At 40.2% G+C, this 13,321-nt stretch carries 9 protein-coding genes; all 9 read left to right on the top strand.

Annotated elements, in window-relative coordinates; translation table 11 throughout:
* Positions 1 to 7: 7 nt before the first annotated feature.
* Complete coding sequence (locus tag A7P55_RS16520; RefSeq protein ID WP_065343874.1) at positions 8 to 2,404, top strand: TonB-dependent receptor; 2,397 nt, start codon at positions 8 to 10, stop codon at positions 2,402 to 2,404.
* A 25-nt stretch (positions 2,405 to 2,429) separates the two neighbouring features.
* Positions 2,430 to 3,680, top strand: coding sequence for an MFS transporter (locus tag A7P55_RS16515; protein WP_289847049.1), 1,251 nt, complete (start codon positions 2,430 to 2,432; stop codon positions 3,678 to 3,680).
* Between the two features lie 286 nt (positions 3,681 to 3,966).
* Entirely contained in the window at positions 3,967 to 6,240 is a 2,274-nt protein-coding gene (locus A7P55_RS16510; protein WP_171552947.1) for a TonB-dependent receptor, read from the top strand.
* Positions 6,241 to 6,555: 315 nt separating this feature from the next.
* Positions 6,556 to 8,679, top strand: coding sequence for a bifunctional mannitol-1-phosphate dehydrogenase/phosphatase (gene mtlD, locus A7P55_RS16505; protein WP_171552946.1), 2,124 nt, complete (start codon positions 6,556 to 6,558; stop codon positions 8,677 to 8,679).
* An 84-nt stretch (positions 8,680 to 8,763) separates the two neighbouring features.
* Entirely contained in the window at positions 8,764 to 9,387 is a 624-nt protein-coding gene (locus tag A7P55_RS16500; protein ID WP_171552945.1) for a 2'-5' RNA ligase family protein, read from the top strand.
* Between the two features lie 2 nt (positions 9,388 to 9,389).
* Positions 9,390 to 9,908, top strand: a complete 519-nt coding sequence (gene cobU, locus A7P55_RS16495; RefSeq protein WP_171552944.1) for a bifunctional adenosylcobinamide kinase/adenosylcobinamide-phosphate guanylyltransferase — start codon at positions 9,390 to 9,392, stop codon at positions 9,906 to 9,908.
* A gap of 1 nt (position 9,909) precedes the next feature.
* Positions 9,910 to 10,980, top strand: coding sequence for a nicotinate-nucleotide--dimethylbenzimidazole phosphoribosyltransferase (gene cobT / locus A7P55_RS16490; RefSeq protein WP_171552943.1), 1,071 nt, complete (start codon positions 9,910 to 9,912; stop codon positions 10,978 to 10,980).
* Positions 10,970 to 11,575, top strand: a complete 606-nt coding sequence (locus A7P55_RS16485; protein WP_171553277.1) for a histidine phosphatase family protein — start codon at positions 10,970 to 10,972, stop codon at positions 11,573 to 11,575. Before cobT ends, A7P55_RS16485 begins: the two co-directional genes overlap by 11 nt.
* 110 nt (positions 11,576 to 11,685) lie before the next feature.
* Positions 11,686 to 13,269, top strand: a complete 1,584-nt coding sequence (locus tag A7P55_RS16480) for a histidine-type phosphatase (RefSeq protein WP_171552942.1) — start codon at positions 11,686 to 11,688, stop codon at positions 13,267 to 13,269.
* Positions 13,270 to 13,321 lie beyond the last annotated feature (52 nt).

The raw sequence follows: 13,321 nt of genomic DNA, 5'->3' as shown, positions 1-13,321 counted from the left end.
GTAATTTATGAAAGTACGTTCACTTTCAACATCATTAACGCTGTTAAGCTTAGCAATCAGTACTCAGCTATATGCTCAAACAGTTGAAACAGATGCATCTGTTCAAACGACTGCTGCTGTAACAAGTCAGAAACCAACACAACTTGCACCTATCGTAGTGACAGCATCGCGTTCAGCACAAAGTATTGCTGAAATTGCAGGTACTGTGTATCGCATTGAACAAGAAGATATTGCAAAACAAGCTGCTGCGGGTAAAAGCACAGCAGATATTTTAGGTTTATTAGTTCCATCGTTAACACCAAGTTCTGGTACAACCAGTAACTATGGTATGACCATGCGCGGTCGTACAGTTCAATACATGATTGATGGCGTACCACAAACGGGTTCGCGTGATAGTTCACGTCAATTAAATAGTATTAGCCCAGATATGATTGAGCGTGTTGAAGTGGTCTCGGGGGCAAGTAGTATTTATGGTTCTGGTGCAACAGGCGGGATCATCAATATTATTACTAAAAAAGGGTCGACCGACGGCGTTCATTTTGAATCAAAACTTGGTGTAACTTCTGGCGATAACTTTAAAAATGATGCCTTGGCTTATGAGGTGTATCAATCTGCTGCTTTTAAACAAGGGGACTGGAATGGTTTTCTTGGGGCAAGCTATACCAAACGCGGTGAGATTCAAGACAGTCATGGTGACCGAATTGGGCCTGAAGTCGCACAGACTGACCGTCAAGATACAGAAACTATTGATGTGAATGGTCGCTTGGGTTGGCAGTTTACTGACAAGCAAAGTATTAGTATCGGCGCACAATATTATAATGATGAACAAGATAGTGATTATGGCGCCGATTACGGGCAAATTTCTGGTTATAATGCAGCCAATTTATTATTTCCAACGGCTGTGACCCCGAGTTTAAAAGCGGTCAAAGGTTTACAATTAGATACTCAGCCTAGAACAAAGCGTTATGCAATTAATACCCAATATGAAAATCAAGATATATTGGGCCAAAAGTTGAATGTTGAAGCATTTTATCGTAATGAAAAAGGGCGTTGGTTTCCAACAGTGTCTCCACTTGGACATGGCACTTTAAATGGTGGCTTAGCACAACTTTATCCAAATTATGCTGACCCACGTTCACCTGATTTCTTAAAAGCTGTTCGTCTAGGCTATGCTGTTTTACAGTCAGAATCAGAAATTGATGTTTGGGGCTTACGTACTGCCTTACAAAAAGATTTTGAGATTTCAAATCGTAAGTTAGGCTTAATTTACGGCGTAGATTATGAAAATGAAAAGGATAAAGCCTCTGCGCGTCGATTTAGCTTTGATCAGTTTTATGCAAGTAATGGTCTGAATTTTGAACCAGAGAAAACATATCAATTTGGACCAGACACAGAAATTAAAAAATTAGGTGCCTTTTTACAGGGGCATTATGAAGTATCAGATCGATTGAATGTTCAAGCTGGTATTCGCCATGAGCGAATAGACAGTAAGGTGTCTGATTCCACGCCTTATCGTGAATCTATTCCTGCTGACATTTTGACAAACGACTTAAAATATCCATATACCGCAAAAGCATTGGCAGGAGGTAAGGTTAAACATGATGCGACATTATTTAACTTAGGTGCAGTTTATCATTTAAATGATGCTCAACAAGTTTTTGCTAACTTCTCACAGGGTTTTAGCATTCCTGATGTGCAACGTATGCTTCGTGACGTTCCAGCTAATTTCGTTGTAAATAGTAATAATATTGATCCGATCAAGGTCAATAACTATGAATTAGGTTGGCGTTTGCAAGGTGATAGCGGTCTAAATACAAGTGTAACTGCTTTTTATAATACTTCAGATAAAGTTGTACGCTTTAATAGTGCCCCAGCATACAACATTGATGTTGTGGATACTGATGAGCGTATTTATGGTGCTGAAGCAAATGTTAATTATCCAGTAACTGAGAGTATGTCATTAGGAGGTACAGTCGCTTATACACGTGGGCAATTTAAAAATTCAGATGGAAAATGGCAAGAGTTAGATAGCACCCGTATTTCTCCTTTAAAAGGTACACTCTATACGGATTGGCAATTTACAGACGGCTTTGGTCTCCGTGTTCAAGCACTTGCTGTAAGTGGTACTGATAAAGCGACAAAAGAAATGCAAGACTATAAAAATATAGATCCAGCAGGTCGAAAAAATATCAAACTGCCTAGCGAAATTAAAGGTTTTGCCGTAATGGATGTGATCGCCAATGCGAAAGCTGGTCCAGGAACGGTAGGCTTTGGTGTCTATAACGTTTGGAATACGGAATATAAAACTGTATTTAGCCAAGCTGCGGAATCTGTTTATGGCGCTATGTCGAGCCTGCCTGCACAAGGCCGTACTTATGGTTTGAGCTATACCCTCAAATACTAATCTAATCAAAAAGGCATCTGTTTAGATGCCTTTTCTTTTGATGATTTTGATGATGAACAATAATCTAAAATTTTTAGCTTTAGCTGCTTTGATCAATGGAACTTGTTTTTCCATGATTCTCCCTTTATTGGCTCCACTGACTCGTCAATTACATTTATCTGAATTTCAAGGTGGTGTAATTGTTTCAGCAGGGGCAATCTGTATGGCATTAGCATCGATTTGGATTGCGAAAAACAAAAGCAATCAGTCTCCTAAGCAACTCGTCAATTATGGTTTTTGGGGAATGACTTTTACTTGGGCTATTTTTACCCTAATTTTGTATTTTGGAACAAAGGCCATTTTACCGACACTAGTGATTTTTATTTTGCTGGTACTGAGTCGTGCTTCTACAGGCATTTTTATGGCTTTGCCACAAATTGGTCTGCAAAGCTATGTAATGACACATGCGAGTGAAGCCGCTGATCGTAGCAAACAGATGGCTATGTTTGGCGCAATGAATAGTTTTGGCATGATTGTAGGTCCATTTGCAACCTCTGTTTTATTGTTTGGCGGTTTACTTTTTCCGATGTGGATTGCAGTGGCTTTACTGGGTTTGGTGAGTATTGCGCTTAGCATCCTATTTAGTGAAATCCCAAAAAGCCAAACTGATAGCTCGAAGCTTGAACAAGAAGAAAAGAGTACCACCGAGCATGAGTCGATTCTCAAACAAAGTTTTATTTGGTTAGTTCTTGGTTTTGCGACATATGTTGCGATTGTGACCTTGAACATGACGGCTGGTTTTTATATTCAGGATCGGTTTTATCTCAGTAGCCAACAAAGTGCGATTTATTTCTCTCAATGTATGTTAGTGGTTGGAGTCTGTCTGGTACTGACGCAGCTTTTAATTGTGAAAGTCTTACATCTTAAATTAAATAGTTTAGTGATTATTGGTTTAGTCACAATGTGTTTTGGCTTATTACTTTCACTCTATGCACCTACAATTTTTGTATTTCAGGCCAGTTATATTTTTTATGGGGTTTCTGTGGCATGTTTATTACCAGCATTTACCACAGGCGCTGCTCAGGCCGTATCACAACAATCGCAAGTTAAAATGGCAAGTTTTTGTACGGCAACACAGGCATTGGGTTTAATTGTTGGTCCCTTACTGAGTACATTCCTGTACCGTTTTAACACTCATTTTCCATTTTATTTACTCTTATTTTTAATGTTATTCATTGGATTGTACTTTTGCTGGTTTTTTATACGCCAACAGCAAAAGTATCTTTTAGTCGAGTAGATGAGTCAATAATGTCTATTTTCGTATTTGTTGGGCAAATACCGCTATTTAACTTAACGTTTTATTCATGCTTGGCTGATCATTGTGATGCAAAAGGTTTGTTGTTTATAAGATTGATGCAACCACTTAAATAGATTTAATAGGGTGGTGATATTAACAACTTAACGAAATGAATATAGATAAGGCATCTTGTTTAAAATGATTCTCATTATTATTTTTATTTAGTATTATAGCCTGCCTTTTGGATGTTTTTTGAGTGATATTCGGGTTTTGGAGAAAAGAGAAAATGACAGCCAATAATGAGTTTAGGGCAAAACCAGCCCTGTTTAAAATGACACCATGTTATCTTGCTGTTATGGCAATGTTTGTACAACATGCGAATGCAGAAAATGCTGCTGTAGTTGAGTCATCACAGAAACCTGTCGCACAGTTAGAAAAAATTGTTGTGACTGCAACCCGTACGCCGAAAAATATTGCAGAAATTGCAGGGACAGTACAGACCATTGACCAAGCACAGATTGCACAGCAAGCCATAGCAGGGCGAAAAGTTGCAGATGTACTGGCACAACTTGTCCCATCACTCGCACCAAGCAGCGGTAATACCAGTAATTATGGTCAAACCATGCGTGGGCGCAATGTTTTGGTAATGATTGATGGTGTTTCACAAACAGGTTCACGAGATGTTTCGCGTCAGCTAAATAGTATTAGTCCAAGCATGATTGAGCGTATTGAGATTATCTCAGGGGCGACCAGTATTTATGGCTCTGGCGCAACGGGTGGTATTATTAATATTATTACCAAACGTGCGGACACCTCAAAACCGTTGAGCTTTGAATCTAAAGTTGGGATTACTTCTTCGGATACATTTAGAGGTGATGGTTTAGCATATGAAGTCGGGCAATCGGTTTCCTTTAGTCAAGGCAATGTGGATGGTTTTTTAGGCGCAAACTTTACCAGTCGTGGTTCTCAGTTTGATGGGAATGGGGATCGAATTTCTTTAAGTCCTTGGCAAGGTAGCACCATGGATACGGATACCCTCGATGTAAATGGACGTTTGAATTTCAATCTAACAGATAAACAAAGCCTAAGCTTTGGCGCACAATATTATAAAGACAAACAAGATACAGATTACGGCCCTGATTATTCATACTTACCGACAACGGGGACAAGTAATGACATGGGAGCCCCAAGCTATAAAGCAATTAAAGGCTTGAAATTGAGTGATCATCTATTTACTGAACGTTATGCAGTAAATTCGCAGTACCAAAATCAAGATTTTTTAGGTCAAGTGCTCAATGTTGAAGCTTACTACCGTAATGAGAAAGCAAGATTTTTCCCTTATGGTTTAACAACCAAAGCTGTAACTTCAGTGAATCAATCTCAATCAGAAGTTAAAGTTGCGGGTTTACGATCAACCATGCAGTCAGACTTTAATATTGCAGATAGAGAGCTAAAACTGACCTATGGCCTCGACTATGATTGGGAAAAAGACGAGCAGTATATTGATATCTTGGCGACGAAATACCCATATTTAGTTTATACGCCAACTGGTGTACGCAAAGGATACGGTCCTAACACCGAAATTCAAAATATTGGCACCTTTGTACAAGGTGACTTTGCTGTGAATGACCAATTGAATATTCAAGCAGGTATTCGCTATCAATATATTCAGGCAGATACCGATGCTTATATTCCAAGTCGTGAGTCTGTAACAGTCCCTGCAGATTCAACACATGACGATAAACCGCTATTTAATTTAGGTGCGGTTTATAAGCTCAATGATACTCAACAAGTTTATGCTAACTTTTCTCAAGGTTTTAGCTTTCCAGATGTACAGCGTATGCTCCGTGACGTATCAACCTACACGGTTTCAACATCAAACCTTCAGCCGATTACGGTAAATAGTTATGAGTTAGGTTGGCGTTTAAATCAGGATGATGGTCTCAATCTTGGTTTAACCGGTTTTTATAATACCTCTGATAAAACGGTACAATTTAATAACCGAGCAGCAAAAATTGTAGACACTGATCAACGTGTATATGGAGCAGAAGCAACCCTAAGTTATCCATTTATGGACAGCTACAAGGTTGGTGGTACTTTGGGATATACTCGTGGTCAATATAAAGATGCAGCAAATCAATGGCATGAACTCAATTCATTTGCAGTTTCTCCAATCAAAGGAACGTTATTTGCTGAATGGGACAACAATGAAGGTTATGGTGTTCGCGTTCAGATGCAAGCAATCAAAGGAAGCAACAAAGCTTATAATGATGATCGTGAACTTGTTGCTCGTGCGAATGCAAGCCAAGATGCCGCATTCCAAGCTGCTGTTAAAGCAGATGCGAATAGTGCAGCAAAAATTAAAGGCTATGCGACTATGGATGTATTAGGACATGTTCCTGCCTGGAAAGGCCGCGTAGATTTTGGTGTATATAATGTTTGGGGCCTTCAATACAATACTGTATTCGCACAACAAGCTGCAGTATCAAATGGCAATCCATTACTTGCGATTCCAGCTGAAGGTCGTACCTATGGTCTAAGCTATACTTTTAACTATTAACTAATTGATATCAAAAAAATATCCGTCATCGCTACGGATATTTTTTTGATACATTATATTTGTATATTTTAATAGCTGTTTTTTAATATTTTTCTGATTTTCGTCAACCAAACTATGATTTTTTAGGTGAAAAAACGTTCATTATTTTCCTCATAATGCAAGTATTCTGACTGTTTCAGTTATATATTGCTATGATGAGTCGCCTTTATGTTTATTTTTTGATCAAATTTATTTCATTTATTGACGTTTTGGATTTTAACTGGATTTTTTATGTACCCTATAAAACGTCATAACAAGATAGATAAAGGAGTAAAGATGCTTATTTTTCATGATTATCCTGTTCAAGGAGCGCTTTTTGACATGGATGGAACAATGTTTGATACCGAGCGTTTGCGCTTCCAAACATTGAGACAGGCATCACAAGAGCTGATTGGACAGGAATTTTCAGATGAATATTTGATGCAGTGTCTCGGCTTAAGTGCGAAAGCATCGGAGCAGCTAGCACAAAAGTTTTATGGTACAGATGTTCCTTATACTGCCATTCGTAAACGTGCGGATGAGGTTGAATTAGAGTCTGTGCGTAAAAATGGGGTACCGATAAAAAAAGGACTGATTCAAGTTCTGGAACGCTTAAGAAAATCAGGTTTAAAAATGGCTGTTGCGACCTCAAGTCGTCGTGCGATTGCAGAAGAATATTTAATTAATGCCAATGTTTATAAATTTTTTGATCTATTGGTTTGTGGGGATGAAGTTGAAAAGGGTAAACCACATCCAGAAATCTTTTTAAAAGCGGCACAAAAACTAAATCTACAACCACAACAATGTCTAATGTTTGAAGATTCGGAAAATGGGATTTGTTCAGCCTATGATGCCGGCGGTATCACGATTTTATTTAAAGATATTAAAGAACCCAATGATCATATGCTTTCTAAAGCAAATTTCTATTATCAGGACATGTATGAGTGTCTGAATGCTTTGGATCAATATATTCCTGAAATGGGCATGCCACAATTACAAGAATTATTTCCGCAAAGTTGTAATCAATTGACTGTTGGGATCCATGGCTTTGGTGCAATTGGTGGGGGATATGTGGCACAGATCCTGTCCTATTGGGATGGTTACACACGCCCAAAACGTATTTTGGCTTCAACTCGGAATCGCTTATATTTAGAATCAGTGAACAGTTTTGGCAGCTATAGCATTCGCTATGGCCAGTCTTCTTATGATGAGCGTATTGATAATCTCACAGTGATTGATGCTGACAATGAACAGCAGATGTTAGAAATGTATATGCAATCTAGCCTGATCGCACTGTGCTTACCAGAACAAGCGATTGAGTCTGAGGCGAAAACGATTGCGAAGGGATTATTGGCTCGTTTCATGTCAGCAGATGCAGACAACAATGAGCCGATTACTTTTTTGATTATTTTAAATAAAGTCTGCGCAAAATATTTGGTCTTGAAACATATCCGTGAAGCTTTATTGGAATTGACAGATGAGGATATTGCCGAACATATTTTAAGTGAACATTATTTCTGCGATACCGTGGTCAATCGAATGGTATCCAAGCTTACCGATCAGGCCCTATATCGTCAGCTCAATATTAAGCATAACCTGTTCAAACAATATCAAAATGACCTCAATCCAGAAACGATTGAGTTGTCAGATGAAACTGCGCTGACTGAAAAGCAGGAACAGCAGATCACACATTGTTTAGAGGATATGCGCGGACAGTTTCAAACAGGGCAATTCCTACAAAATATGGATCTGATCCTGTTCCATAGTGAAATGGATATGCCGATTTATGTGGAAAATCGCAGTCCGTTATTAAGCAAAATGCGTCAAATGATTTTAGTGGATCAGATTTCTGAGATTCAAATCATTAAGAACCGTCTATGGAATGGCTGTCATGCCATGTTAGCGTGGTATGCTAGTGCACTTGGACATGACACCATTGGTATTGCTATGGCGGATCCAAAAATCATGAAATATGCAGAGCAGGTGGTTAACGAAGTTAAATTGGGTCTAGCCAATATGATTCCCAATCAAGCCAAAGAACTGGACCGTATGGCGGAAAGTTTCCTGCATTCTTGCCGAGCGGCCTATAAAGATCCTTGTGAACGTGTAGCTCGTGATCCGCTTAGAAAACTCAATCTGAATGAGCGCGTATTAGGCAGTTTAGAATGTCAGGTGCAACACCAGCTTCCTTATCAAAAGCTGATACAAGGTGCAATTTATGGCTATGCCTATGCCTTGAAAAGGCTTGGGCTGGATGAGATTAAGATTGTAAAACATGTGCAGACCAATATTGAGCATATGGACATCACTGAAAATCAGAAAAAAGCCTTATTAAACCAGCTCTATCACGGGATTCAGGCGGAACTCAATGACAATGCATTCATGTCACAGTTGGAGGAGTTGAAACCTCTAACGGCATAAACATCAGTGCTCACGGTGAATGTACCTTAACTTTGATCTGGGTTTATGTTTGAATAACACAACCTTAAACAGAATGCTGAAGTTGTGTTATTACAAGCAGATACCCAGTTGATTGCGACCGAAATACGCGATTATCCTGAATGGCACAAAGGTCGTTCAGATTATGGGCTTTGGTATATTGAGATTGATCAACCTGAATTGATTCAATATTTAGATAAAATTCAAGCACAATTTTCAAATCTATTGCTTCCTGCACAGCAACGCCAATATCACATTACCTTATTTGTTTGCGGCTTTTTGCAGCCCACGGAAAAGCAATACGACGATGATTTTCAGATTCAACAATTACAGCAACAGATCAAACGGATCAAAGCATTACAGCTCACAGCTTTTGAGTTGGAAATCGCACAAATTGACAGCTTTAGCAGTGCCTTGTTCCTACAGATTCAAGATCATCAGGGCGTACTGGCCCAAATTCGTCAGCAATTTGCTTATGTATCGGGAGAGGTTGCTGCACTTGAATATTGTCCGCATATTACTTTAGGTCTGTATCGTGAAGCTTGGCTGAGTGATATGGTATTGCAGCGGATACAACAACTTTCGTTAAAAACCATGAAGATTCAGGTCAAAAAACTGACTTTTGGCTATTACAAGGCACAGATTTTACAGGGATTACTGTATTCTTATCAGCAAATTGAACTAGGTTAGATATGTTGCAACTAATTTTAGGTGGGGCGCGCTCAGGTAAAAGTCGTTTGGCAGAACAAACCGCCAAAGAGACGGGTTTATCTGTCATTTATATTGCAACGGCGCAGGCCTTAGATGAAGAAATGCAGCAGCGTATTGCGCATCATCAACGGCAACGTCCAACCCATTGGCAAGTGCTTGAAGAACCGATTTATCTGGCAGATCGACTCTTGCAATGCGATCAAGCCAATCAGCTGATTTTGGTCGATTGCTTGACCTTGTGGCTCAGTAATCTGTTGTTGGCTGAAGACCCAAGCTTACAGCAACACCAGATGCAAAAACTATTCGAGGTCTTACCACAGCTACACTCTCAAATTATTTTGGTCAGTAATGAAACTGGGCTTGGAGTGGTACCGATGGGGGAAATCAGCCGTCGTTTTGTCGATGAAGCAGGGCGTTTGCATCAGACCTTGGGGCAACTCGCCGATAAAGTCATGTTTTGTGTGGCAGGCTTTCCAATGATTTTAAAAGATGAGAAATAACATGACTGAACAAGCGCAATGGTTTTTAGCAGCAGTACAGCAACCAGATTTTGATGCGAAACAACAAGCTGAACAGCGTCAACTGCAATTGACCAAACCCACAGGCGCTTTGGGGCAGCTAGAGCAGCTTGCCATTCAATTGGCGGGCTTACAAGGCACGGTATATCCACAGATTCAGCAGCCTTGGATTACCATTTTTGCGGGTGATCATGGTGTTGTGGCCGAAAATATTTCGGCTTATCCGCAAGCCGTGACCCGTCAAATGCTGCAAAATTTTGCCTCAGGTGGTGCAGCGATCAGTGTGATTGCCAAACATCATCATGCACATTTACAGGTAGTTGATTGTGGTACTGTGGGTGATGTCTATGATTATGTTGGGGTTGAGCGTCATTGTATTCGTGCAGGCACCGCTAATTTTGCCCAACAAGCGGCAATGACGGAACAGGAATGCTTAGCGGCTCTACAACTGGGTAAAGACAGCGTTGATCGCGCCAAAGCTCAAGCTGCTGATATTTTTATTGCAGGGGAAATGGGGATAGGAAATACCTGTTCAGCTTCAGCACTGGCCTGTTTGTTGTTGCATGAAGGTGCTGCACAACTGACGGGTGTGGGGACAGGAATTAATAACCAACAACTACAACATAAGATCGCTGTCATTGATCAAGCGGTGAAGCTACATCAACAGAATGTGGCGGATGATGCCTTAAAAATTCTGGCAGCTGTCGGTGGTCTAGAAATTGCGGCCATGACAGGCGCTTATATCCGCTGCGCGCAAATCGGTTTGCCAATTGTAGTGGATGGTTTTATTAGCTCGGTTGCAGCCTTGTGTGCGGTACGTATGCAACCACAAAGTCATGCATGGATGTTGTTTGGACATCAATCGGCTGAATATGGTCATCAGCGTGTGCTAAAAGCCTTAGACGCTCAGCCTATTTTAAATATGAATTTGCGTTTGGGAGAAGGCAGTGGAGCAGGAGCTGCCTTGTCCGTGTTACAACTGGCTTGTGTCTTACACAATCAAATGGCCACCTTTGCCGAAGCTGCAGTTACGGGTGATAAAGTTGCACCTTGATTTACTGCGGCATGGGGAAACAGCACTGAGCCATACCTTGCGTGGGCATCTGGATGATGCACTTACAGAACAAGGTTGGTTACAAATGCAATCTACCGTTGAGCAGCATCTTGCTGCTCAAGTACAATGGGATGTGATCATCAGTTCACCTTTGCAACGCTGCCAAAAATTTGCGGCAGCATTAGCCAAACAACTTGAATTACCCTTGTTACTCAATGCTGAAATTAAGGAAATGTATTTTGGCGATTGGGAAGGTATTGCCACTCAAACCATTTATGAAGCAGCACCTGAGCTATTGGCAAATTTCTGGCAATTTCCAACCCGATATCATGCACCCAATGGGGAGTCGTTGAATCAATTCCAGCAACGTGTCATGCATGGTTTTAATGAAATTTATGTTCAAATGCAGCAGCATCATTGGAATAGGGCGTTGATTGTGACGCATGGTGGGGTGATTAAGTTACTGACTTGTTTGGCACGTCAGCAAAAACTGGATGATCTATTAACCATGCCCGCAGAGTTAGGAAAGTTATATGCTTTAAACCTAACTCAAGTTGAAAATAAAATTCATTTTGCTGAAAAGACAGCAACTTAGCAGCGATAAAATCTTATTCTATTTCCAGTATTTGCTTGGGTGTTGTAATCGAACTGTCATTACCACTGCCTATGATACAGGGCATTTCTTAACCTATAAGCAAATCATTCATGAATATATTATTAAAAAGCAGTGTGTTATGCGCAAGCATTGTATTGGCGGCATGTAATAACGACAATCAAGTAGAATCGCAAAATCCGCCAGAAACCAATACTGCATCAAAATACTATCAGACCAAAACCCCATACCAACCGCAACAAGATCTCAAAAAATATGAAGCCATTCCGCAAGGTTTTCAGCCTGTATTTACAGAACTGGTTGCACGTCATGGTTCACGGGGCTTATCCAGCATCAAATATGATTTAGCGCTGTATAACCTGTGGAAACAGGCCAAAGCTGAAAATGCACTTACCCCTTTAGGCGAAAAGCTGGGGGCAGATTTGGAAAGCATGATGAGGGCCAATATTCTTCTAGGTTATGGTGTGGATGGCATCCGTCAGTTTGGCTATGGCAATGAAAGCATGCAAGGTATTCAGGAGCATCGCGGTATTGCGGATCGTTTATTGCAACGACTTCCAACTTTGTTCCAAAGTGCAGCACAGCAATCATCATCAATTTTAGTGCAAAGTTCAGGTGTGGATCGTGCCGTAGATAGTGCCAAGTTTTTTACTGCAGAATTGATTCAACAGCAGCCACAATTGAAGACACACATTTCTCCAGTCTCTTACACCAGTTTAGCCAGTAGTAGTGTGCCATCGATTGAAGATGGTGGGGTAGATCGTTTTAAGCTTTATTTTCATAGTTTGAACAAAGAGCAAGATTTAGCACAGCCTTTATCCGTACAACAACAGGCGATTTACGATGCCAGCCAAGCCTATCAGCATTTTGAAGAGGATGATGCAGATTTGGTCAATAAATTAAATGAGCTTGTGAAAAATAGCCGCGCTGAACAGGTGGCGATGAGCGTGTTGAATCCGCTTTTTAAGCCTGAATTTATTAAGAAACTGGGAACAACGGGATATGTATTTAGCAATACCGGCTCTTATAGCGTCACGTCACCTAAAGGTGAAACCATTACTGAAAAAGGAAAGGGAAAAAATAGTATTGCCAGTGCTGTGGATGCAGCGGCCTATATCTATGAGTTGTATTCGATTTCAGGCGGTATGAAAACTGAACTGAAAGGGACTGATTTTGATCAGTATATGCCTGTAGATGCAGCAAAGTTCTATGCTGAATTTAACGATGCCAATGATTTTTATAGCAAAGGCCCAAGTTTTACTGAATCGAAGAATGTCACCAGTGCTATTGCCCAAGGTTTAAAACAGGATTTATTTAAACAGGTCGATGCGATTGTGGATAAACAGCAGTCACATCGTGCAGTATTACGTTTTGCTCATGCTGAAATCATTATTCCTTTGGCGACCAGTTTAGAGTTGCATAACATGATGCAGCCGTTACCGTTACGTCAAACTTATAGCTATAACACCAGCGCTTGGCGTGGTGAGACGGTGTCACCGATGGCAGCAAATCTACAGTGGGATATTTATCAAGATAAGCAAGGCACAACCTTGCTGAAAATGTTCTATAACGAGAAAGAAACCTTGTTTAAGTCGAGTTGTAACTATGCACGTTATAGCAATAACAGTTTTTATTATGATTATTTAAAGCTTAAACAATGTTATCAAATTCAATAATCTAAGATATTCGATCTTTTCATTTGGGAATAGCTTGCTATTCCCAATTTTA

The organism is Acinetobacter sp. Ac_5812, assembly GCF_013072695.1.
Classification (GTDB): domain Bacteria; phylum Pseudomonadota; class Gammaproteobacteria; order Pseudomonadales; family Moraxellaceae; genus Acinetobacter.
The sequence above is the reverse complement of the archived record's forward strand: the minus strand, read 5'-3'. Positions and strand labels throughout refer to the sequence as shown.

Excerpts from the sequence above, each read along its gene's own strand:
- A7P55_RS16480 (WP_171552942.1), top strand. The coding sequence starts at position 11,686 with ATGAATATATTATTAAAAAGCAGTGTGTTATGCGCAAGCATTGTATTG.
- A7P55_RS16510 (WP_171552947.1), top strand. The coding sequence starts at position 3,967 with ATGACAGCCAATAATGAGTTTAGGGCAAAACCAGCCCTGTTTAAAATG.
- A7P55_RS16515 (WP_289847049.1), top strand. The coding sequence starts at position 2,430 with ATGCCTTTTCTTTTGATGATTTTGATGATGAACAATAATCTAAAATTT.
- cobT (WP_171552943.1), top strand. The coding sequence starts at position 9,910 with ATGACTGAACAAGCGCAATGGTTTTTAGCAGCAGTACAGCAACCAGAT.
- cobU (WP_171552944.1), top strand. The coding sequence starts at position 9,390 with ATGTTGCAACTAATTTTAGGTGGGGCGCGCTCAGGTAAAAGTCGTTTG.
- mtlD (WP_171552946.1), top strand. The coding sequence starts at position 6,556 with ATGCTTATTTTTCATGATTATCCTGTTCAAGGAGCGCTTTTTGACATG.
- A7P55_RS16520 (WP_065343874.1), top strand. The coding sequence starts at position 8 with ATGAAAGTACGTTCACTTTCAACATCATTAACGCTGTTAAGCTTAGCA.